A 23,669-nucleotide genomic window follows, 5' to 3' on the forward strand; every position below is an offset into this window, starting at 1 on the left:
GGAATGAAACTTTTATGACAAACTAAGAATAATTTTAAAAAACTGTGATTTATTATTTCGGTAATAAAAGTGTCAAATTCTCCCGCTACGCTTCCTGATCCCGCGCAACAAAGTGTTTCGCGATGTGCTAAGGCAGTTGGCAACGGGGCTGACTCCTGCTAAAACGTTCGTTCGACATTACTTTCCCTTATCGTTGAACGGCAGAGAATCATGAGTGACAGCCAGACGCTGGTGGTAAAACTCGGTACCAGTGTTTTAACAGGCGGATCGCGCCGCCTAAATCGCGCCCACATTGTTGAGCTTGTACGTCAGTGCGCTCAGTTACATGCCGCAGGGCATCGTATTGTGATTGTGACCTCCGGGGCGATTGCCGCCGGGCGTGAACACCTGGGTTACCCCGAACTCCCCGCGACGATCGCCTCCAAACAGCTGCTGGCCGCCGTGGGACAAAGCCGACTCATTCAACTCTGGGAACAGCTGTTCTCTATCTATGGCATTCACGTCGGGCAGATGCTGCTGACGCGTGCGGATATGGAAGACAGAGAGCGCTTCCTGAACGCCCGCGATACCCTGCGCGCGCTGCTGGACAACAATATCGTTCCGGTCATTAACGAGAACGATGCCGTTGCTACCGCTGAAATCAAAGTGGGTGATAACGATAACCTCTCTGCGCTGGCCGCCATTCTGGCCGGCGCCGATAAATTACTGCTTCTGACCGATCAGCAGGGGTTGTTCACCGCCGATCCGCGCGCTAACCCGGAAGCTGAGCTGATTACCGACGTTCATGGTATCGACGATGCGCTGCGCGCCATTGCCGGTGATAGCGTGTCTGGCCTCGGAACGGGCGGGATGGGGACCAAGCTGCAGGCCGCCGACGTGGCGTGCCGCGCCGGTATCGACACCATCATTGCCGCGGGCAGCCGCCCTGGCGTGATTGGCGACGTGATGGAAGGCATCTCCGTTGGCACCCGCTTCCACGCTCAGGAATCCCCGCTGGAAAACCGTAAGCGCTGGATCTTTGGCGCGCCGCCTGCGGGCGAACTCGTCGTTGATGAAGGGGCGACCGCCGCGATTCTGGAACGAGGAAGTTCATTACTTCCTAAAGGAATTAAAAGCGTGACAGGCAACTTCTCCCGTGGTGAAGTGATCCGTATCCGTAACCTCGAAGGCCGCGACATCGCCCACGGCGTAAGCCGTTATAACAGCGATGCCCTGCGCCGCATCGCGGGTCACCATTCGCAGCAGATCGACGCCATTCTGGGCTATGAATATGGCCCGGTTGCCGTGCATCGCGATGACATGATTATTCGTTAAGGAGCCAGAACATGCTGGAACAAATGGGCGCCGCCGCGAAGGCCGCCTCTTATAAACTGGCGCTCCTTTCCAGCCGCGAGAAAAACCGCGTGCTGGAAAAAATCGCTGATTATCTGGAATCTCAGTCCCAGGAGATTTTGCTCGCCAACGAGCAGGATTTACTGGAAGCGCGTCGCAACGGTCTGAGCGAAGCGATGCTCGACCGTCTGGCGTTGACCCCGGCCCGCCTGAAAGGCATCGCCGACGATGTTCGTCAGGTCTGCAATCTGGCCGACCCGGTAGGGCAGGTGATTGACGGTGGGCTGCTGGACAGCGGTTTACGCCTGGAGCGCCGTCGCGTGCCGCTCGGCGTTATCGGCGTTATTTATGAAGCCCGTCCAAACGTGACGGTGGATGTTGCCTCCCTGTGCCTGAAAACCGGTAACGCCGCGATTCTGCGCGGTGGGAAAGAGACCTGGCGCACCAACGCCGCGACGGTGAAAGTCATTCAGCAGGCGCTGGAAGAGTGTGGCTTACCGGCGGGTGCCGTGCAGGCAATTGAGAGCCCGGACCGCGCGCTGGTCAACGAAATGCTGCGCATGGACAAATACATCGACATGCTGATCCCACGCGGCGGCGCGGGCCTGCACAAGCTGTGCCGCGAGCAGTCGACGATTCCGGTGATCACCGGCGGTATTGGCGTGTGTCATATCGTGGTAGACGACAGCGCTGAGATTGCTCCTGCGCTGAAGATTATCGTGAACGCGAAGACCCAGCGTCCTAGCACCTGTAACACCGTGGAAACGCTGCTGGTGCATCAGGGCATAGCGAACACCTTCCTGCCGGCCCTGAGCAAACAGATGGCAGAGAGCGGCGTGACGCTGCATGCTGACGTCAGTGCGCTCGCACTGCTGCAGGATGGCCCGGCTTACGTCGTTCCCGTCAACGCGGAGCAGTACGACGACGAGTTCCTGTCACTGGATCTGAACGTGAAAATCGTGAGCGATCTTGACGACGCGATTGCGCACATCCGTGAGCATGGCACGCAGCATTCTGACGCCATCCTGACGCGTACGCTGCGCAATGCCGATCGCTTCGTGAACGAAGTGGATTCCTCTGCCGTGTATGTAAATGCCTCCACCCGATTCACCGACGGCGGCCAGTTCGGCCTCGGCGCTGAGGTAGCGGTCAGCACGCAGAAACTGCACGCGCGCGGTCCGATGGGGCTGGAAGCGCTGACCACGTACAAGTGGATCGGCTTCGGCGACGATACGATTCGTGCGTAAATAATCACGGGTGATGCAAAAATAGCCGTTTGATTCAAAAGGGCATTGACGCATCACCCGGATAGATCTAACCTTTTGCCCCGTGGTTACACTCGTAACCGGCCTCTCAGGGCCGATATAGCTCAGTTGGTAGAGCAGCGCATTCGTAATGCGAAGGTCGTAGGTTCGACTCCTATTATCGGCACCATTTCAAACTCTTCCCAAATATACCGAAATCAACTAAAAGCCCGTATACTGCGCTTTCTGGCCGCATCTTATCTCCTGATATCAACTTGCCGCCACGCGCAATCACGACATCGTGACGATCATCCTGAATGAGGACCGGGTGATTCCGGCGATATTTGAGGCCATGATCGGCGAGGGAGTCTATACGGATAGCTGGCGCAAGCGGGCACTGCCCGCGTCAGCACACTGCAGGCACTCAATAAGCCATACCCTGGGTGATGTTCTGGCGGAGCCTGCCGCGTTGTGCTTCGGAATGGGCCAGGAAACCGGGCAACGCGCGTTGCTGATATTGGTGTCGTACACGCTTATCTATTATAAGCAGCCAGAGAGCAGGATTCGGTGACGCTTAACCGTCTCTCAGATACTGGCGCACCGCGCTTGTCTTTCCCCATTTGTTCACTCAGCACTGGACAGCTTAAGCAAGTGGGAAGCGATCCCCCAACGGAGGGTCATATCCTCCCCTCCGCCCGCCTCCAGCACGGTATAACTCGCGTTCGGTTGTGCGTAGCGGTTGAAATGATCGATGTTTCCCTCTTTAAGCAACGCAAGCATACCCTGCATGACATGTCCGTGAGTGACAACACAGAACGTCTGATGCGTTGTGGTTGCCATCTTCTTGTGCAAAAAATGGATAATACGCTGAGAAGCGTGGGCAAGCGACTCGCCGCCAGGAGGACAAAACGCGGCATTCTGTGAAAATAACGCGAGAAACTGACTCGGATATTCCTGCTCTAATTGTGCCTTCGTCATGCCTTCATATTGACCAAATGACTGTTCTTTTAGGGCCTCTTCGATCACCAGCGGGCACTGAAAATGGCCCGCCAGTGCCTGACCCATTTTCCACGCACGTCCAAGAGGTGAAGTAAAGACACATTCCACCGGATAAGCAGCATCCGTTAAAGCCGTCAGTAATGCCGATGTTTCCAGCGTGCCGCGGGCAGTCAACGGGCTATCCTTGTGTCCCTGGATAACACCGTGCTGATTCCATTCTGTTTCTGCATGCCGCACTAAAATCACTTTCATTAGAAATTACAATTGCTCCAGTAGCTGGCCTGCATCCACAAGAGGCAATGATGGCAAGGCATGCCATGCATTCCAGATTGACCCAATTATATCCTCTTCACGGTAGTCCGAAACGGTACCCTGAACGAGCTGTTCAAGCCATTCAAGCGTATTAGTATAACGAGCAAGATCTGTACAGGCGGTTTTCCAGAGAACATTCTCCAGCATTAGCATTAACAACTCTTCGTCTTTATTGATATCAAATTCAAACACTGGAAGTTGCTTAAGCGTGCACAGCGTCTTCACCAGCTTATCACTTTGTGACAGCGTGGCCCTGGGGATTGCAATCGGTAATGTGCTCATTTTCAACTGAGGAAGCATTTCACTCAGTGTTTGCAGGAAAAGCACCTTATCCACGCCGGCAAAGCTAATGCCGCCTAAGAGCCAGGGTGTAATAGCCCGGCGTATAGCATAAAATTCACGGACAGCTTTCTTGGCAATAACTAAATCATTTACGCTAAGAGCATTAATATGCGAGAAAATTTCACGCCCTTCATTACCATGCTCACCTTCAATATTAATCTTCTCATGGACTATCTGGCTACGTATTGCTTCTGGAGCGAGACCGGAGTTCTCCAGTACGTCAATATAGGCCTGACTTTCTTCACTGGTCCCTTCCATCAGTGCCACCAGCGTGACGAAGGTCGGCAAATGAAAATGAGCCGCTTTGAGTAACATGGCCATTGTAGCCTCAGTGCAGAGATGAGGACTGGTAGATTCAATTTCCTCGTCGCTCATCCCAAAACCCAGTAACGACCGGCGCAGTAATTTTTCATGACCGACTTCATCAAAGAAGAAGTCACGGATCGCCATCGTCAGGTCGTCATTACCATAGTCGCGCAAAGATGCGGTAAGTACCCGTTCTGCAGCCCGAGTGACATGGTAATATTCAACGGACCAGCGCTTTAACGCCGCGTCGTCTATAGTTTTGGTGAATACTTTGCGGCTAAATTCATCCTGTTCAAAAGCAGGTAAAACAATATTGTAATAATAATTCTCAATCTCACAGATAAACGCCTTGCCTGAAATGACGTCATTTACAGATTGAGCGTCAGAAAGTAGATGTTGCTCATCGAGCATAGAGAGAAAATCATTAACCGTATATGGCTGCATTGCCGAACCCAGCCTTTCATTCAGCGCTGGAACATTAATATCAGCATCCGTCAAATGTTTAAGAATATCTCCGGCGGCCTGGGCCATTATTTCATTCTCAAAATCAATGGTGAAACTCTCGCTGGGAGTAATAAAAATAACTTGCTGGCGATCGAGTCGATAGGTGATATCTTTTGCGAGGCATGGATTGTTTTGATAAATCATAAAGAAACCCTCAAAAAAGTAAAGGCACTCTATCGAAACAGAGTGCCTGGTTTGATCTATTACAGACGAGCGTTCATAACTGGAATAACACGACGAGTAACTTTCATGTTAGTCTCCTTGTTGAAGGTTAATAATCCTCGAAGAGGGCCTGTTTTCATACACCGATTTTCGGGTTAAATACCCAAAACTAATAAATAAAACGGTCACAAATCTTATAACGTTCCAGAAACGTGAAACCTGCATTCGCTGGCTCATATTTAGCGACAACAGGCATTCCTTTTTCCATCCACAGCGTCATTTCTTCGGTGGAGTATTTTCTTGTCGTCTGCCTCGGTGAATCGTAAAGCAAGCCGTGAAGCTGTACCAGTTCATCGAAATCCTGACGAGCCATCCCAGACTGTTGCTGATAAGGCCATGATTGATGTTCAATAATAGAATAATGTCCATCCCAGCGTACCGCGTGGTATTGCTCATACAGCCATGCCAGAAGAGGAGGCATTGGCTCATGAATTTCCTTCTGCCAAAAATCAGCCAGCAATAATAACGGCGCTTCAAGTTTAGCCTGTTTTAATAAGTTGCTTAAAGAATCCCATTCCTCTTTTTTTATCAGATTAAACGTCAGCTTTACATCCATCATGTCACGCAATGTGAATTTTTTTGTCACACCATCACGGAAAGTAAATTCAGCAATCAATAATACAACCAATCTCATTGCTTCTGTCAAGGCGCATAATTGATTAAAATATAAATTTGAAAAATTTGACACAGGAAATGCATTAAAATGAATCTCAACATACACATCATCAAGAGCACGTTCGCCAGCATTATTCCTCAGTCGAAACTTGGCAGAACTTGCAATGCTGTTATTCGTTTTCCGCACCCAGACAAACATTTCTTTGAAGCCAAGAGACAAAAGATAATCATGTGCCTCGATAAAGTCTTTTTCATTTTTATATAAGATATCAACATCACGAGATTCACGCTGAAAACCTTGAGGATAAAAATGCTTAAAACTTTCCCCCTTAAGGGTTATCAGAGAATCAGACTTACATTTCTGCGTTAGTCTTGCAAGTAATTTCTCATGCAGCAAGGTTTTTTTTCGATAGATATCCAGTCTTTTTTGCGCCCATGAAGAAAGTGTATTTTCTTTGCACCAAAATTCAAGCCAGGCATAAAGTAATTTATTTCGATACAGTTCTTCCCAGTGTTCTTCATCGATAGACGGTAATACAGCATCGCGACCAGAAATAAGATACTGACTGAAATAATCGTAGAAGCTCAACAATTCTTTATTAAATTTCATAGACAGACTTCCTGTGTGATTTCAGTGCCCATATGGTAACGGGAACAGTTAACACTAACTCAACGACTGCTGTGAGTAGATAGACCTGCCGTACCCCCATCCGCCAGGCTATATACCCACCAATCAAGGTCGCGACAGGGATCCCACTTTTCACAAGAGCCCCTGAGATACCTAGCGTGGTCCCATAGCTGGCAGGATCAGAACAGAGCTGGCGTAATGTTCGAAATGAGACCGCTGAAATCACTATCGATAGTGATTCGATAAACATTGAAATCACCAGTACTGGGTAGCTGTTTAGTTCATAAACAAGGAAATAGAGCAGTGCGTTGATGAGCATTGACGCCACCAGAAGCCCCAGCAGCATTGAGGGCCTTTTACTGATAAAACCTAACAGCCATGCCCCGACAATGCCCCCCACCCCTGCTGCTGTAATGATACTCCCGGTATCAAGAGCGCTCAGCTTTAACTCATGGGTAGCGTAGAAAACCATCAATGTCGCTGGTACAGTTTCGACAGCATTCACGAGCAAAATAATAAATGAGAGATGCATCAAAGCACGGTTCGCTCTGAATGCCTTAATTCCCTCCTTAATACGTAAGAAAAACAGCGAATACCAGGGCTGGTGCACGCCTTCCCTTTTTTCATAACGAGGGGTAATCAGCGACACCCCAAAAGAGAAACCAATTAGCAGAAACAGCGTCCACTGCAAAGACCAGGTTAGCGCCCATCCCATTGCAAGGGGAATAACGACGGTAACAATCTGTTCAAACAGTGATGTTCTCGTATTAAAATCGCCCCATTTTTCTTTTGGCAGCACATCATAAGCAGTTCGGCTAGTCCCTGCAGAGACGCTGTAGGCAACAGCCGACATAATAAATAGCGCGACATAAAGCGCCTGGATAGGTAACCAGTTGTTATAGACCAGGACCATCAACCCCAGCGGGAGTATATGGAGATAAAGACTCCAGCGCATAATGATCCCCGCCCCCCAGGAATCAATTGAAGCCCCAACAATAATACCAACCACAATATATGGAACGTATTCCATCGCACGGTAAGTGGCGAAGACATCAGCATCGGCAATCTGCTGAGCCAGAAAAATGGGAATCAGCACCGAGAGGCCGACAGCGATAATTTTGGAGTAGGTAAATTGCAAGAGTAGCCGGGTCATGAAGATACCTCCTGCACCGGGCAAGAAGCATTCAGAACTTTGATGGCACCCTCTACCGTCTCGTAAATAGCCTCTCTGGCCTGTGCCAGCCATTGAGGATCCGAGGGGAAAAATACCTCGCGAAATTCCTCTCGTACCTTGTCGTATTGTGGTCCGGAACTGATCTGCCGTTGCCATAACCAGTTCTCTCGCTGCATCGCAATCATGACTTCCAGCGCTGGACTGGTACCTAGCTCCAGAACATAACCTTCTGCCCGACCGCCTGGAAAAAGGCTATCGACATAGCCGGTCAGCGTGCCCTGGAGTAGAGAGGAAACCGCATTATGACTGGCGTGATTAATGGCCTGAGCGAGAACCGGCTCTTTGCCGATACCACGTCCACCTTCACGGATGATACTTAGTTGTCCCTTTTCACCCAGCCCCGTATGAATATCGAGCACCAGAAAATGGCGGAACTGGCGGGATAAGGTCAGGCATACTTCGCGTACAGCTATCTGGCTCGGCGTGATCTTATCCCCGCCATAAAAGAGTCCTTCAGGGTGATGATACTGCCCGCTGGTGATCACCGACTGTACACGTTGAAGCCCGTCGTGCGTAATCCATTCAAGCAACTTTGATCGAAGCTGCGACTGGTCGGGTAGCTCAGAGCCAGCAGGACAAATTATTTCACGCGCGCGATCATAATCCCTGTTGCGCTGGGGGACAGACCCACCAATAAAATTTCTGTTGAGATCGATATTTGTTTCATTCACTCGCCGAAGCTCATGCATACCCCAGGGATTGACGGCATGCACCAGGCAAATCGCTATATGTTTTGGCGTTGGGAAATCCCTGAGAAGGGTTTCCTGTATAAGTGCACCAGGTAGTCCCTCAACGCCATGCACACCAGAAAAAACAACAATGCAGGTGTTCGCCTGAAGATCACCGAGCACCGTATACGTTAAATGAAGAGCACTACCGTCCTGCCCCAGTGTCACGGGGATCTGTGTTACTTCTACTCCACGTTGCTGCGCAAGACGACTAAATTGCGCTCTGCTTTCGGTATACATGCTCATGTTACATCACTCCATCAGGCCACATTATCGATATCAGATTGATCAAAGGTCAGATGATAGAGCTCTTCGTAATACATAACGAAAAGCTTGTAGACATTATCAATATGCGAAAGGATCTTCTCTTCATCTTCAGGAAGATTCGCTGTTTTGACCAACACATCCCAGACAAAGTCGACATGATCATCATCATCGTCATGATCAACATGTGCGCGCTGACCCCTGACATACTCTTTGCCCATAACCTGCTCAATATTGTCAATAATATCGGGTTGCGTTTTTTCAGATGCTGATTCAATAAAATACGAACTGCAGAGTGATGCTAACGGGCGACCTTCATGTTCAAGACCGTAATAGAAATATCCCTGAAGCAACTTTGTGGATAGAAGTGGCTCGGTTGAATAAATCTCATCTGGTGACACGCCAACTTTCTTCAAATCAGCAGCAAACATGGAATCATGAAGCATTTCATCACCCGTATACTCGCACCAGCGTTTGGCAAGTCGCGGATCGGTTTTTGTAAAATAATGAATAGTTAAACCATCAATCGTGCGCTTCATCCGCAAACGCAGAATTATTTCAATTAAATTACGTTTGTAATATTCAAGATTAATATTTTTGGCGTCTTTCTGGTGTGATGCGCCAGGCACAGTAGTAAGAAATTTATTTACACGATCTGCAATAAATTTATCGACCCGCTGTCTGAATTCACTATGATTATTACTCATAAAACCCCTCAGTCGTGTTATGCATTGAACTGTTGAATGGAACGTGTTTACCTTTACCTGCAAGCCAGTCATCAAGTCCATCACCACGCATTAATGCAAACTCCAGCGCGTAACTGTGATGAATCAAGTTGGTACAAATAATCATGAATGCAACATTGCTGAGGTGGATATCAAGCTTGTGAAGCTTGTTCTCCAGTTCCCTCACGGATAACGCTTTACCCGCGGGCATGCCATGCAAAAGCCACTGTTCAATGTCAGCAAGCAATAGGTTAGCCTCTGTCGGAAACGGGCAAGTGCTGACTGAAGATTGTAGTTCTTCCAGCGCCTTGGGCCAGTTGAAATCATTTTCAGAAAAGCGTGATGTTTTTCCATCTAAATAATCAGCAAGTTGTGCCGATTTATTTTCATGAAAATTATCAACAATCTCCTGAAAAAAATCATGGCGTTCCTCTGAACTAAACAGTATTCCAGATTCCCTGATAATATCAGCGGGCTCATCTGTGGTATGGACAAATTTAAATAAACGATTATGACTCTTCAAAATCGCTCGTAACTGATCTGGCTTATGTAATTCCGGTAAAGAACTTCCCTTCAGGGATTGAAGGCGTACCGTACCCGGCAACTCACGCTCCTGGCTATTATCACGAAATACAACCATAGTACAATCGTCACTGGTAAGCAGCTTTTCATTAAGAAAAATTCGGTCCAGTGAAAACTGATTCAGTTGATAGCGCCAGTCTTCCCGCATTGTCCAGTGATTATAACGAAACTCTCGCCACGTAATCGGCGTAAAGTTTTGGCGCTGCAAATAATCAAGCGCAGCCTGACATTTCCTGGCCATGAATGCATCGGGTTTGAATACCAGAACAGCAATATTTTGCAAATAGGAGACGGTATTTTCACCAAAAATCTTCCGCGCGTCACTCCAGGCTTCCCTGAAGTATACATCTCGAGAATAAAATATTTTTTTCTCCGGCATGACAGTTAGACCTTCCCAACTATCATGACCAACCTCATCAATAATATCTTCACCGGTATTATACATTAAGGACATCACTTACCTCCGACTGAACCAGGAAATAAGAATCTCAGATGCTGAGGTTATCGTCGCCAAATCTGCAGCAAAGGAAAAACGAATGAATTTGTGCCCATTATAAGGGTCAAAATCAACACCCGGGGTAATGGCAACTCCCGTTTCCTCAAGTAACTGTTTACAGAAAGCCACACTGTCATGGGTTAAATGTGATACATCAGCATAGATATAAAAAGCCCCCTGAGGGTAGGTAATGTTTTGTAATCCACACTCTTTCAATGCTGCATACAGGATATCTCTTTTTTGTTGATATCCGGATACATATTCGTCCATTTGCTGATACGCTTTAAAAGCGTGAATGGCGCCCACCTGGCTCAGCGTTGAGGTAGCGATAAACAGATTCTGGATCAGTCGTTCAACGGTTCGCAGCCAGTTATCCGGTACAATCATCCAGCCAATGCGCCAGCCTGTCATCGAGAAGTATTTTGAAAAACTATTGACCACAATCGCTTTCTCGGAATATTGACGTGCGCTGGTTGCTTTAGTACCGAAAGTAATACCATGATATATTTCGTCTGAAATCAGAGTAATAGCGTTACTGTCACAATACACCGCCAGTTCATCCAGCACAGCAGCGTCATACATGGTACCGGTAGGATTATTCGGTGATGAAACAATGATTCCGTCTACCGGCTCCGTCAGGTCCCTGAGATGACGCGCAGTAATCAAATAATCAGTCTCCGCGGTGACGTGAATATCAACCGGGATTAAATCTAGTGCTAATAAAATGTTGCGATAACAGGGGTAGCCCGGAACCGGTACAGCAACCCGAGCCCCTTTGTCAAAGCCTGACAAAAATGCCAGGATAAACGCAGCCGATGAGCCCGGGGTGACAATAATGTTTTCAGCTGGGACTGAGATCCCGTAAAAATCAGCATAATGCTGAGAAATATTTTCACGCAGTGCACTCAGCCCTGCAGCGACCGTATAACCCAGCGTCTGTTGCGGTAATGCGATTTTTAATGCCTCAATGACGGGGGCCGGGGCGGAGGTACCAGGTTGCCCCACCTCGAGGTGCCATACGATCTTGCCGTGGGCCTCGCGTTCGGCAGCTGCCTGCATAACGTCCATAACAACAAAAGGTGAGATATCTGAACGTTGGGATAAAGATTTCACGCCTGGTTCTCCTGTAATACGTATTCAGCACTATTGCACGACTCCTCGTTGATATAACGCGCAAGGATCGCGGCCCGATCGGCGATGACCTTTCTGGTCCAGGCCGAAATATGTGGGGTCATGTCGACATTATCGAGTTGCCTAAAATCTGCCGCTGATGGTCTTAATGCCTGGTCTCCTTTTTGAGGATAAAACTGCCATACATCGATGACAGCTCGGCCGATTTTTCTGTCGTGGCAGGCTGCGGCCAGGGCCTCATAATTTACACATTCAGCCCGGGCGATATTAATGAGTAATGTATCCGGCTCCATCATAGTGATGGCGTGCTGGCCAATAATATTTTGGGTATCTTTATCAACACCACAAGCGACAATTACGACATCACATCCCCGGATAAAGTCATCCCGTTCAGTTCGTGGGAAAAACAAAACTGAACCTGAGGTTTCGTATGGATAGCGCGTCAGGCAGCGACAGGATGAGCCAAAGAACGAAAAAACCTCAATTACCTTGCGACCAATTCTCCCACCACCGATAACACCAACAGTGAGTTCATTGAGTTGTTTTCGCGCAATGCCTCCCAGCCGTGAACAATCCCGCCAGTCATAGCTGGATTTAAACCTTTCCCCAATACTATCCAGTTCTCGGAAATATGAGATGACGTAACTGAGAATATATTCCGATACGGCCATCTCGTGTGCTGCACAAGTTAAAACCTCAACATTCTCAGGTAATTGTGAAAAGTTAATTTTATCAACGCCAATTCCCGGAACAAGAACCTTTTTAAGACTGCTGGTTACAAAACGCTGGTCAAATACCATGGATACTAAAATATCTGTATTCTGACAATGAGAGGCAATCTCCGCGTCTGTCGCAGACTCATCCAAAAAGGTCATAACGTGCTTTTCTGCACACAAATGCATCTGGCGGCTCAAGTAGCAGGCCATATTTCCAAAGAAAAAAATTTTCACTCGCTCTCCAAAAATCATTATATGACTTTGAATCGGCTGTATAGCTGTGCTCTCGCATTAGCATCAGAAAGATGCAATATACAGATCATCCGGTCTGACAGTGTCAGGTTGGCGGAGAAAAACTCATTAACAACAGCATCACGGCATTGTGGCATTTGTTGATAGAAATCATCAGGCACTTCACCACTTGCGTTATATATCACACCATTTTTTTTATTATATCTAAATCCAGGATGCAGATAGTTAGCCAGTTGTATAGAGAAGTCAGCCAGTTCGTTATCATTGCTCAATAATATCTGCGGAAAGAAAGCAGAATTTTGAATGTCTGAAAAAGAAGCAAGTATTTTGAAAGAACGAGGGTTAACGGTTTTCAAAATAATATACTCATAATCCAGGCCTATTTTTTGAGACAATGTCGAAAAGAGACTTTGCAATATGGAATAAGTGACGCGAGTTCCATGTTGTTTTTCCGATATCAGCAATGTGTAAAGCATGATACATGTTTTACCGGCGATCTCAGCGACGTTGCAGCTTAAAAAACCACAACATTCATTTGTCTCTTTTGTATAGCAAAATAAGCACAGATCAGTCCTGGCAATGGTTTCAGGCTTGGCCATAAAGTAACTGTTAACCTTATGCTGTGGCATTGCCAACGCCAGCTCTCTTACCGCCTTCTCAATGTAGTCTGCTCCTGGCTTTTCAGGCCCAAATATGTCGACGTACACCGATCCTCTTTGCATCATTTCGTAGAGCCCAGCACTGCTGGAGCTCTCGCGGGCATGAGATACTTTCATTACGATGCAACCATTACATCTGCTGTGGTAAGCAAACCGTAGGATCTGCGTGGTCAATTTTTTGTAGTTCAGGTGCAACCTGCTGAAGATGATCCAGTACCAGGCCCAGGCGACGCACACGTTCTTTGGCAACCGGCGCACCAACGCTGTCATAAGGATGGGATTGAGCGCTTGCGCCGACTTTCAGATACATCGGGGCAGCAATCTGAGCCAGTTCACCCACTTCATAGAAACGCAGATACCCACCTTTTGATGCATAGACATCAATCGGAATATCAATCACCAGGTCCGGGTTGAAACGTCGTATTTCGTACATCGTAGCGAGAGAAAGATCATGGGCTGTAGTAATACTGTCAGCCCCCGCATCAGCCATCAGACGAGCAATAATAGCGTTGGTTACCATGCAATGTGAGGACGTTTTAAACTTCATATTTGCAGGCAGGATCTCTTTTTTACGAAGCTCATTAAGAATAAACAGCACACCCGGATCGTAAACGATGAGGCCACGGCAGCCCAGCTCACTCAAGCGCAGCGCTTCTTCAATGGAGTGCGAAATGGCATCATTGTTATTGAGCTGGCGACCCTGTTCCATTCCGAACTCGGTACGGTAAAAAGAGGACTTAACATCATATTCCGGGCGCGGTCCCAGACCGAAGAGCATGCCATAGTTATTTTCATGACACAGTTGTAGCATTTCTTTAATTTCACGGTCGGAACGCAAAAAAGAGCCATGCGTTTCATTAAACCGGGTGCAATAGATTTCGCTTTCGCGCAGTGCCGAGACTATTGTTTCCAGCATCATCAGATTATTGACTGCAGGTATTTCTACACCATATTGCCCCCCCTTCGGAAATGAACGCCCCGAAGGCTCTAAGGTCACATCATCAGAAAAAGGAAAACCATTATCACGGAGAATAGTCCGCGCTTTATCAGCACTACGTTTTAAGCTCATATTTAATCCTTCCTGTATGAAAACTAATGTGTGAATGCAACTTCGTTAAAAATGAAATCAAGAGAAAACAGATTCTTAGTTAAAAGGTTAAGGGCTTTCTTTCTAATTGTATTTTTATGGCACTCATTCAGATAGTGCAGCGTTGACTTCCCGTCAACTCTTGCCAGCATCAGTACTGGAATGAGTGCCGCTATCCGTTTCTCAAGTCCCGTACGATCTTCCCAGTTCACTTTTTGCAGATATGACGTAGCAAGCAGTCTGGACATCAAGATAAAACGGGCATCCCCTAACCGATAAAATTTTAATAGCAAATGATTAATACAAAATGCGATATCAAAAGCCGGATCAGCATAACAGGCACATTCTGCATCTAAAAAAACGGGTTTCGAATCACGATTAAGAATATTTTTTGGACTCAAATCCCCATGTATCACCGAGATACGATTCGCCAGAACCGACTCGCCAATCTCAACGAGGCGTTCACTCATGTCTGGAAATGTGTCGATCAGTGCAAAGATATATGGCTCAATGCGCGTCGCACGTAAAATGTCAGCACTATTAAACTCTCTGGCATAATTCTGGCTACCTGCCGTCATCTCGTGAAAAATGGCAATTTGCTCACCTAATTGTTGAACAAATAGCAAGTCGAACCGCCCAGAGAACAGCTGCCTTTGCCAGACTTCAGCTTCCGTAACGTCTATGTACTGAGTCACTAATAGCGGTTTTTTTTCATCAAAATAATAAACGTGAGGAACACTTTCCGCTGACACACGGCTGGCCATTTCCAGCCATAAATTCTCATATAATGCTCGTTTTAGCGGGGCTGACCAGTTCTTCTGAACCCGTAATGTTGCTAAAGGCTGTTTAATAACATAACGCTTAAGATTATTCCCTTGCAGGCAATCCATAAGCCATACATCGGAGGAAACGCCTCCCTGAAGTCGTCTTACATTTTGGCTGGAAAACAATTCAATGCCAGTGCCATTCATTAACTCAAGCACGTAATCAACTTCATCAGAATCAATTTCTACAATTCCCCCAGCATGGGGAAATGGCATATCGGTATCCATTAGAGCCATAACATTGTCCGGTTGGATTTTGGCGTTTGTTATTTACAAGCTGTATCAGTGAGCGAATTTGAATCTACAAGGTGATATTTAACATGTAAAGCATTTTATTTACATTTCTTTAAAATGCAAAAAAAACTTAAGAATTGTCTTATGCCAAAAATAGTAGGGGGCTAATGCAGCCTGCTGTTTTTTATGATTTTTTTAAAAGATATATTTTGGTCATAATTTTTAATTATGAAATTAAATGTGAACATAATCACTTTAACTCGGGTGTTAATGGGACCCTCCTAATTTTCATAGGTATTAATCTTTTGACTAATAGCCTTTTTCTTTTAGCATTCTTTTGGCAAACATTTCCCATATGAACTTACTTATCTAACCGCAAGTTACAACGAGACCAATAGCCATGGTGAAAACAGCTATCACTGCATTAATAGCACGTAAGGTCTGGAGTTCTTCAGGCTTGCCCGCGCTTGAGATTGAGGTTTTTATTGATAAACGGATCTCAGCCAGAGCTATTACGCAGTCGGGTCTGTCAGGTGGTTATGTTGACCCAATATTAAATAGCGAAAACATATGCGCCAACTTACATAAAATGCTGGATTGTAAAATCCAATACATTGACAAAATACTCACCCCGCAGTTGCTGGGACAGCGTATCGACAACCAACTTATCATTGACTCTATTTTGAGCTTAAGTACACAAAATAATAAACTCTCGCATGCTGACACTGCAGCAATTTCTATTGCGGTTGCGGACCTTGCTGCCAGGTACTATGCCATTCCGTTATGGAAATACATTCAACAAGAATATATTGAACCCGTTATGCCGTTGCCAGAAATTGAAATATTCGGCGGTGGTGCTCATGCATCTTATGCTTCAACAGTACAGGATGTAATGGTGATTGCCCCCGGCGCAGAAAACTATCAGCATGCACTCTGCATCGGGGCAGAAATATTTCAGCGTATTAAAAATCAGCTGGTGAAGGCAGGAAAACCCACAGGGCTCTGTGAAAAAGGGGGACTTTGGCCAAGCTACGACCATTTTCGCCATGCTTTAGAGATGGTAAGCGAAGCCGTTGCGCATTCGGGTCTTACGGCTGGTAAAGATATTGGCATAGCAATCGATTTCGCAGCAGATGGTTTTTACGAGACAGGCCATTACTGGCTGAACGGAAATGAAGGTTGCGGTCAGACTTCAGATGACTACATTGCAACATTGACTTCGTTGATCAAAGAATTTCCGATCATGTCACTTGAAGACCCGCTGGCGGTAGAAGACAGGGCGGGATATCGTAAGTTGATGCAGCTGTCAGGCAAGCAAGTACAAATTATCAGCGACGATCTGTTGGATTCCGATCCGCGACTGGTGCAGTCCGAGGATGCAGCTTTACTGTGCAATGCCATCATGATCAAGCCGGCAAAGTCTGGCACCTTAACAAAGACGATTTCAGCGTTAAGTCATGCGCGAAGCAAAGGCTGGGGAGCCATCATGGCAGGGCGCTCTATTGACAGCGAGGATACAGCTGTAATGCACCTTGCGGTAGGCTTGGGGGTTGGTCAGTTCAAAATCGGTTCGCTGGCACGCGCTGAGCGGAGTGCAAAATTCAATGAGGGGATCCGCATCGCAGAAGCATCACGCGACCTTGTATTTGCTGGGGCAAAAGAGTTGCCAAAAGGCATGTAGTGAATTATTTATTTGTAAATGACCTGTCGCAGCTACCCAGGCAGCATATTTACATTGTCAAACACAGGAGAGGCGCATACTTTCCACCTATTACACTTGCGTTAAATTTTGTCTATACGCAGTTAATGGAGCTGAACGTTGGGTGCTGCAGGATCAGTTTTCCTTCAGCGCGTAGGGGGATCAATACACCGCGCAGCCGGTCTGTTGTTCAGGTGGTAATTACAAATAGGATACAGGAAATCAGCCATGGCACATGATAGCGCTCATGCTGCACCTCCCCCGGTACGCCTAAGTAGGCTATTAAAAATGCACGGCCCAGCTCGGCAATTAGTTCCTCAAAAGCATATTCCTCTGATTCGAAGCGGGTAGGGTGAATAAGATTTAAGTTGTGCGCCGCTCCCGCCCAGTGAACCAGCTCATGTAGTATCGTGGCGTAGAAATTATCTGCCTTTTTGAAGCGAAACCGAGCCGATAAGACGGTCTCATCCGCCGCAGGCCGGTAAAACGCCGAGCGTACTCTTTCCATAATTTCGCACCGGTACGCTTTATCAGGGCCACCACCTGCGATAGCGGGTCAAATGTAATGTGCGTCTGCGGAAGCGCATCGAGAAGCAGGACGTCCTATAATGCTTCCTGATTCGCCAGACCTCTGGCAATGACTATCGAGATACCGTACAAGTGCCATATTTGACCGTTACAGATATCCTTCATGCCAGGAGAGCATGCGGATTAATGAACAGTTGTTCGTATCGGGAAGTAAGTAATATTGTTCTTAGCCGATCGCTGTAGTGAGAAAGACTTCAAGAGCCGAGAAGATTTGTACGGTCTGTGAACGCATAAAAAACAAAATGGGGGCACAAAAGGGGGCATTTATAAAGATTAAACAAGAAAATATCTATACTTATCAATGGTTCTATAGGTTGTGTTATGTTCCTATTATCTCCTCAAACGTCTGTATTCATCCATAAAGTCCCTGATTTAAATGCTTTTTAGTCCATTATTTTCCGTAACCTTCCAGTAAAATCGATGCTGAATCTGTATAGGATTGTGTATATGTTCCTGTTCGGTTTGCGCCGTCCGTGGTTAAACAACAAACAGATCTTCGTCATCATTTGCGTTCGGATGGGGCGCTAATGTGGGATGTCTGTCATCTTCCGCAAGCAGTGTGCTTTCTTCTCAGCGTGCAGAACCCGTTGCTTACAGCCACACAACTGGCCATTACCTGCTATATTCGTGTCTTTGCCAGATTTCCGGAATGAGCGATAATGTGGCGCATAATGGCAGCGTAAAAGGGGCAATATGCTTCATCACAGCCAGGCAATGTCACTGGATGACATCTACCTTGAGGACATTCCTCACATTATTCACCCGGATACGGCGGCAGGAGACCTCGCAGATACTGCAAGGCCTAACCGCATCATTCAGGAGTGGAATTTGCCACAGGGCTACACCCGGTTTGTCAACCGGTATCAACTATACCACTGGCAACATCCCTGGATGGCATACCGTGACATGCTCGACGACATCAAATCCGGTAAGCTCGTTCTGCTGAGAAAAGACATCACCGGCCATGCCATTTCGGGCGTGCTGACGACATCCGGTGACCTTCGCAATGACCTGCCTTTGTTCCTTCAAACTCGACTCCGACACATCCTGTCCCGGCAACTCAAACGCCCGAGATATCAGGTCCGCCATGCGGCACCGGTGCAACATGCCCAGGCCGCAAAAACCCTCAACAGCAAAACTGCCGGTCGGTTGCTGGCCGCGGGCGGGATCTATAATGGCAATATCGAGGGATTCCGTCAGACCGCGCAGCAGCTCGGTGGTGATGCACCGGCGGGTTACGATCAGGTTATGGATAATAAAGGGCTGATTATCGCTGGTGCTTCTGTTGCTGCGGGCCTTGGCCTGGGCAGACTGGGAACGGCGAGTGAGCTTAGCAATCTTCATGTTCTGGGAAAAGTCGAGGGTGAATACTCGATGATAAAACCCGGACCATTACCTAAAGAGCTGGCTGCAACCTTCTCCAGTGGTACATATAAAGAGATCACGCTATCAACAGACACGAGTTTCTACAGAGGTGGTATTGAGGGCCGACCATTAGGTCAGTTTTTCGGATATGAACAACCTCAGGGAGTGCTCCAGACCAGAATAGATAAGGCTCTGCTCCCCAAATGGCCTAACGGAAGTGAATCCCCTCTTGATAGCTATCACAAGATACAAATACCCGCATGAACGAAAGTATATGTTGGAGAAGTTGGCTATCAAACAGACCTTTTTTCCGGTGGCTCTGAGCAAGTTGTGATACCTACCCCGTGGAAAATACCTGGCGTTAAGATACTTGGAAGTGGTGGTTTGAAATGAAAAATGAAATAAAGAAAACGGTAACTGATATCATCAAAATCCTCTCCTCAAATGATGAGGATTCATGGGCAAAAACATTCGAAAAACTAGCCATTGAGCTCGATGTTGATTGCGAGTCATCCATTTACTCGTTGAAAAAACTCTACGGCGGGATGGGATCATTTAACGATATTGTTCTTCATAAAAATGGCATACCTCTCATTCGGGAAAATGACGAGTTAGACGATTTGAGACACAAACTCTACAAGCAGCTTGACCATGCAATCGTTTTGTTAAAAGCAGGTGATTTACCATAGCGTTAGTTTCCAGCGCCGTCAGTAAATTATTGGGTACGCCTCCAGCCTGACAGGGGAAGCGCAGAACCTTACAACAGCCTCAGGTGTGTTCGTCTCGTCAGCATCGATGCCCCCGAAAAGAACCTGCCCTTTGGGCAGCGTTCCCGGCAGACATTCTCATCGATAGTGGCGCAGTGTGCCGTCTCCATAACGTGCAGGAACGCAGATTTCTATGGCCCTTGTGGCCTCACATGGAAAGCGCATAAAATAATGAAAGCCCGGTAGGCTTCTCACACCCACTCCTGCAGATGGAAACCATCAGCACTTCTTACGCATCATGCGCCAGGTTCCTCTGACAGCTCCGACAAACCATCACACATCTCCTGCAACTCATTAAACATCCTTGCCACATGGAAGCCATCGCACACCGAATGATGAACCTGCACCGCGAGCGGCAATAGCACTTTTCCATCCTGCTCGTAGTATTTTCCAAACGTGAACATAGGCGAAAAGAAGTTCTTCATATGCGCAATGTTCATCGTAAAGTTCGTAAACGTTACCCACGGAATAGACGAGACGAAAAAGACATTTTCCCGTGACTCTTCCTTAGGCCAGTAGGAAAGGCTATTTCCATAGCGGGCCGTATCTTCTGCATACGTGTTCTGAAAGTGATAAATATTGCCGTCATAGTGGCTCCACAATGACGAAAACGTCTCCGTTTCTGGGTGGAAAATGGTGTAGCTGGGATGAACTTCATTCCATATGACAAGCTCATTGTCCTTCATGGCCATACGGAACTCAGGATGCCGGTTCATGATGTTAGACAGGAGAAAAATGATCGTCGGGTAAAACTTCCAGCCCACCGCTTTGATATGTTTTCGCAGCGCGGTAATGTCGATCAGAACGGTTTGGTTAATTGTGCATTCAGCGAATGACTGGAAGACGTCAAAATGCTCCTTCCTTGGCCAACGAGATAAATCAACAGGCGTATACTCCGGGGTTGTTTTTTTCATTGTTTAACCTTTGATTATCAACCATCTACGTGATTTTGGGCCAGAAAAAACCGCACAACCATTTCAACCGTATCTAATCTTCCTGTCAATCTCAGCCTGTGGTTTTCCGAACAGGTATCCCTGCACGAGATCGCAACCAAGCGCCTGAAGACGTTCAAGCTGCGCTTCGGTTTCAACACCCTCTGCAATGACCCGCATGTTGAGGCTCTTCGCCATCCCGGTAATTAACTTAACGATATTAAGGGCATCATCCTGCGTGGATATCGGATTCACAAAGGATTTATCTATTTTAATTTTATCAAAATTAAGTTCACTCAGTCGCGAGAGCGAGGAATATCCCGTTCCGAAATCATCGATGGAAATTTTGACACCCAGTGCCCGGAGCTTTTTGAGAATGGTGATCGGCATGTTGCTGTCACTGAAGAGTGAAGACTCTGTTACCTCTAACTCGAGTCGGTTGGCCGGTAGCCCCGTCTCTTTCAGAATTGACTGCACCATCGTGGTAAACGATTTCGTGCCTAGCTGAACGGGTGAGACGTTCACCGAGATCCTGGCCGGCACCGCCCAGGACACCGCTTCCCGGCAGGCCATCTCAAGCACCGACTTGCCGATCTCATTGATCATCCCCGTTTTTTCAGCGACGGAAATAAAATAATCTGGCGCGAGTATCCCTTTCACCGGGTGTATCCAGCGAATAAGCGCTTCATAGCCGTAAATTTCATTGCTGAACGAATCGACAATAGGCTGGTAGTACACAACGAATTCATTGTGATCGATTGCCAGAGCCATATCATGTTCAAGGGTCCTGCTTTCCTGCAGTCTTTGCAGCATCCACTGCCGGAAGACCTTGATCTGCTGCGAACCTTCTTTTTTCGCTTCGTAGAGGGCCAGATCGGCAAATTTATAAAGATAATCAGAGCGTCGTTCATTATCAGATAAAACGATGCCCACGCAGGTGGCAATTTTTATCAGCTGGTTATTAATCGTATAGGGCTGGCTGATGTGATCGCTGATTTCTTTGGCGCGCGAAACGGCGGCGGTTTCCGTGAGTCCGCTGGAGAGAAGGGCGAATTCATCGCCGCCCAAACGGTAAAACGTATCCGTTGCGCTGCTCATTGAGGTCAGCCGTCGGGATACCTGATTCAGCAACAAATCTCCCGTATCATGGCCATAGGTATCGTTGACCTCTTTGAAGCGGTCTAAATCAAATAACATTACGGTGACGGGGACGTGGTTTTTATCTGCCTGAAGATTAATTTTGTTGAGATCGTCCCAGAAGAAAAGGCGGTTTTTCATGCCGGTGAGGGAGTCATGATAAACATCATACTCCAGCTTCGAGTTCTGAATTTGCAGTTTTTCTTTTGATATTTGAAGTTCATCAGCCAGGCTTTTAACCTGCATGTGTGCTTTCAGAATGTTTTTATTCTGGTAGATCATTAAGAAGCCAAGAATAAAGCTTAAAATCACCAGAAGCAAAGAAAGTGCGGAATAAATATAATACAGGATTTGTATTTTGGTGTTGGATTCATTAACCGTGTTAATATCTTTTGTTAATGCCGTTGCAGACAGCTGGCTGAGCGGTGCGTCGAGCTCATGCATATTTGTCAGGTACGCCTGTAACTCCGGATGGCTCATTTTTTCAAGATGACTATCCAGATAGGCCAGTATTTTTTCTAAGCGTAAAGCGAGTTCCTGATGCGTTTTATCGCTGTCAATGTAGCGACCTAAATCGCCCCCCTTCATTAAATCGCCCTGACTGAGCATAATTTCGAGGCGCATGCGGACCTGGTCTATCGTAACGTCATCAGTATCGGTTGCGTATAGACCAAGCCATGATTCAAAACGGTAATACTCTGATACCAGTTGTGCCACGGACCAGGACTCAGTGTATTGAGTCAGTTTTTGCAATTCCTGCTGTCGATCATAAACAAGGTATGCAATATATCCTGTCGTGATAAAAAGAGAAAAAATGATACCAACCAGTATCCTGTTCATTATGTTCTCCTGAACGGCTACTCAATCTTCATTTTGCTTACCTGCCATGCTGATCGTGAGTAATAAATCTGATTATTCAACTCAGGAAGACTGTCATAGGGGTATACAATGAACGATGGGCCTTTATCGCGGATGCGCATATATTCGCCATTGACCTTTAAGGCAAGGATGGCGTTGTATTTTTTAAAGTCGCTGAGAGGGATGATGGTTGAGTAATCATTGAGCGCAATAACATTCACGTTCGTACCTTTTGCACCCACATAATCCATGAGCTTGCTCATGGGGACACCCTCAAACTTCGTACGACCGTTATACCAGGGAGAGGTCGTCTCGAAACTCACTACTCCGAGTTTTTCAAGGCTGGCGAGATCAAACACTGCTTTTCCATTTTCGTTGGTATTTTCTATATTACCGTAAATCGTTAAAATGGGTTTACCAACTGGTTTTGGCAGGTCGCCAGCCCAGGTTACACTTTGTACCAGACAGCATAACAGCAGTAGGGTTAATCGCATTTTGACCTCCACCTTTTTAACAGAAGTATAAGAATTATAATTTAGATATCACACGAGTTGATATATTTTGTTGGGGAGTAGGGGCTTTTATCGTTTTTATTGATGTAAAGTCATTTTAATCAATGAGTTATGTGTTGCGGGTGTCAGGGTGTTTGATACGCGAGCGACGCTTAACTTTTTGATAAAAGCTAAAATTGCGGGCATAAATGCTCTTCTGTTTAAAAAATAATCGCTTTAATTGAGAGATATTATCTTCCACGATAATTGTGGGGTGTCCATGGCTTTTTGGCGCGCGGAATTTAGCGGCTAAATACGCGCCCCGGTTGTGTGGCTGTTTCAGGATGGCGATGATAAGCGAGGACACGAACATTCTGATTGTGCGTGTCCCTGGCG

21 protein-coding genes, 1 tRNA gene and 2 pseudogenes are annotated in these 23,669 nt (G+C 46.8%); 7 read left to right on the plus strand and 17 right to left on the minus strand.

What is annotated here, in order from left to right; genetic code table 11:
• Positions 1–210: 210 nt before the first annotated feature.
• The 3 genes from proB to ABFV38_RS04380 all read left to right on the plus strand — a co-directional run bounded on the left by proB (position 211) and on the right by ABFV38_RS04380 (position 2,766).
• Complete coding sequence (proB, locus tag ABFV38_RS04370) at positions 211–1,314, plus strand: glutamate 5-kinase (protein ID WP_021242883.1); 1,104 nt, start codon at positions 211–213, stop codon at positions 1,312–1,314.
• A gap of 11 nt (positions 1,315–1,325) precedes the next feature.
• A complete protein-coding gene (gene proA, locus ABFV38_RS04375) occupies positions 1,326–2,579 on the plus strand; it encodes a glutamate-5-semialdehyde dehydrogenase (protein ID WP_348958597.1) in 1,254 nt (417 codons plus the stop codon).
• Between the two features lie 111 nt (positions 2,580–2,690).
• Positions 2,691–2,766: transfer RNA gene (locus ABFV38_RS04380), tRNA-Thr, on the plus strand.
• A gap of 434 nt (positions 2,767–3,200) precedes the next feature.
• Here ABFV38_RS04380 and ABFV38_RS04385 read toward each other — a convergent pair.
• The 12 genes from ABFV38_RS04385 to ABFV38_RS04440 form a co-directional block, all read right to left on the minus strand.
• Entirely contained in the window at positions 3,201–3,827 is a 627-nt protein-coding gene (locus ABFV38_RS04385; protein ID WP_063439704.1) for a histidine phosphatase family protein, read from the minus strand.
• A gap of 6 nt (positions 3,828–3,833) precedes the next feature.
• Entirely contained in the window at positions 3,834–5,183 is a 1,350-nt protein-coding gene (locus ABFV38_RS04390; RefSeq protein WP_348958599.1) for an iron-containing redox enzyme family protein, read from the minus strand.
• Positions 5,184–5,370: 187 nt separating this feature from the next.
• Positions 5,371–6,486: a nucleotidyltransferase family protein gene (locus ABFV38_RS04395; protein WP_348958601.1), complete on the minus strand. Its 1,116-nt coding sequence runs from the start codon at positions 6,484–6,486 to the stop codon at positions 5,371–5,373.
• Entirely contained in the window at positions 6,476–7,657 is a 1,182-nt protein-coding gene (locus ABFV38_RS04400) for an MFS transporter (protein ID WP_348958603.1), read from the minus strand. The genes ABFV38_RS04395 and ABFV38_RS04400 overlap by 11 nt, the downstream gene beginning before the upstream one ends.
• Positions 7,654–8,712, minus strand: coding sequence for a M14 family metallopeptidase (locus ABFV38_RS04405; RefSeq protein WP_196352006.1), 1,059 nt, complete (start codon positions 8,710–8,712; stop codon positions 7,654–7,656). The genes ABFV38_RS04400 and ABFV38_RS04405 overlap by 4 nt, the downstream gene beginning before the upstream one ends.
• A gap of 14 nt (positions 8,713–8,726) precedes the next feature.
• Positions 8,727–9,437, minus strand: a complete 711-nt coding sequence (locus tag ABFV38_RS04410; RefSeq protein WP_196352007.1) for an iron-containing redox enzyme family protein — start codon at positions 9,435–9,437, stop codon at positions 8,727–8,729.
• Positions 9,430–10,482: a hypothetical protein gene (locus ABFV38_RS04415; RefSeq protein ID WP_348958605.1), complete on the minus strand. Its 1,053-nt coding sequence runs from the start codon at positions 10,480–10,482 to the stop codon at positions 9,430–9,432. Before ABFV38_RS04415 ends, ABFV38_RS04410 begins: the two co-directional genes overlap by 8 nt.
• Before the next feature lie 12 nt (positions 10,483–10,494).
• The gene (locus ABFV38_RS04420; protein WP_348958607.1) at positions 10,495–11,646 is read right to left on the minus strand and encodes an aminotransferase class I/II-fold pyridoxal phosphate-dependent enzyme; all 1,152 of its coding nucleotides are present in this window, start codon (positions 11,644–11,646) and stop codon (positions 10,495–10,497) included.
• A complete protein-coding gene (locus ABFV38_RS04425; protein ID WP_348958609.1) occupies positions 11,643–12,614 on the minus strand; it encodes an NAD(P)-dependent oxidoreductase in 972 nt (323 codons plus the stop codon). The genes ABFV38_RS04420 and ABFV38_RS04425 overlap by 4 nt, the downstream gene beginning before the upstream one ends.
• 17 nt (positions 12,615–12,631) lie before the next feature.
• Positions 12,632–13,408 carry a hypothetical protein gene (locus ABFV38_RS04430; protein ID WP_029739717.1) on the minus strand — a complete coding sequence of 259 codons (777 nt, stop codon included), beginning with the start codon at positions 13,406–13,408 and terminating at the stop codon, positions 12,632–12,634.
• A gap of 13 nt (positions 13,409–13,421) precedes the next feature.
• A complete protein-coding gene (locus tag ABFV38_RS04435) occupies positions 13,422–14,360 on the minus strand; it encodes a U32 family peptidase (RefSeq protein ID WP_196760027.1) in 939 nt (312 codons plus the stop codon).
• Positions 14,361–14,383: 23 nt separating this feature from the next.
• A complete protein-coding gene (locus ABFV38_RS04440) occupies positions 14,384–15,439 on the minus strand; it encodes a phosphotransferase (RefSeq protein WP_348958612.1) in 1,056 nt (351 codons plus the stop codon).
• 397 nt (positions 15,440–15,836) lie between these two features.
• On the opposite strand from ABFV38_RS04440, the gene ABFV38_RS04445 reads away from it, so the two are divergent.
• A complete protein-coding gene (locus ABFV38_RS04445; RefSeq protein WP_196352010.1) occupies positions 15,837–17,117 on the plus strand; it encodes a hypothetical protein in 1,281 nt (426 codons plus the stop codon).
• A gap of 208 nt (positions 17,118–17,325) precedes the next feature.
• Here the strand turns inward: ABFV38_RS04445 and ABFV38_RS04450 are convergent, their stop codons facing one another.
• Positions 17,326–17,643 carry a zincin-like metallopeptidase domain-containing protein gene (locus tag ABFV38_RS04450; protein WP_348958615.1) on the minus strand — a complete coding sequence of 106 codons (318 nt, stop codon included), beginning with the start codon at positions 17,641–17,643 and terminating at the stop codon, positions 17,326–17,328.
• A 146-nt stretch (positions 17,644–17,789) separates the two neighbouring features.
• On the opposite strand from ABFV38_RS04450, the pseudogene ABFV38_RS04455 reads away from it, so the two are divergent.
• The 3 genes and pseudogenes from ABFV38_RS04455 to ABFV38_RS04465 all read left to right on the plus strand — a co-directional run.
• Positions 17,790–17,906: pseudogene (locus ABFV38_RS04455) on the plus strand (toxin); the annotation flags it as partial.
• A gap of 510 nt (positions 17,907–18,416) precedes the next feature.
• Positions 18,417–19,037: pseudogene (locus tag ABFV38_RS04460) on the plus strand (hypothetical protein); the annotation flags it as partial.
• Positions 19,038–19,477: 440 nt separating this feature from the next.
• Entirely contained in the window at positions 19,478–19,777 is a 300-nt protein-coding gene (locus ABFV38_RS04465; RefSeq protein WP_025912594.1) for a hypothetical protein, read from the plus strand.
• 314 nt (positions 19,778–20,091) lie between these two features.
• On the opposite strand, the gene catA is transcribed toward ABFV38_RS04465, so the two are convergent.
• The 4 genes from catA to ABFV38_RS04485 form a co-directional block, all read right to left on the minus strand.
• Positions 20,092–20,769 (minus strand): type A chloramphenicol O-acetyltransferase, encoded by a 678-nt coding sequence (gene catA / locus ABFV38_RS04470; RefSeq protein ID WP_348958616.1) that lies wholly within the window; start codon positions 20,767–20,769, stop codon positions 20,092–20,094.
• Between the two features lie 63 nt (positions 20,770–20,832).
• Positions 20,833–22,764, minus strand: coding sequence for an EAL domain-containing protein (locus ABFV38_RS04475; protein ID WP_348958618.1), 1,932 nt, complete (start codon positions 22,762–22,764; stop codon positions 20,833–20,835).
• A gap of 17 nt (positions 22,765–22,781) precedes the next feature.
• Positions 22,782–23,276 carry a molybdopterin-dependent oxidoreductase gene (locus tag ABFV38_RS04480; RefSeq protein WP_048030045.1) on the minus strand — a complete coding sequence of 165 codons (495 nt, stop codon included), beginning with the start codon at positions 23,274–23,276 and terminating at the stop codon, positions 22,782–22,784.
• Positions 23,277–23,403: 127 nt separating this feature from the next.
• On the minus strand, positions 23,404–23,640 hold the full coding sequence (locus tag ABFV38_RS04485) for a hypothetical protein (RefSeq protein ID WP_145974644.1): 237 nt from the start codon (positions 23,638–23,640) through the stop codon (positions 23,404–23,406).
• Positions 23,641–23,669 lie beyond the last annotated feature (29 nt).

It is taken from the genome of Enterobacter cloacae complex sp. Mu1197, assembly GCF_040059225.1.
Classification (GTDB): Bacteria; Pseudomonadota; Gammaproteobacteria; order Enterobacterales; family Enterobacteriaceae; genus Enterobacter; species Enterobacter quasiroggenkampii.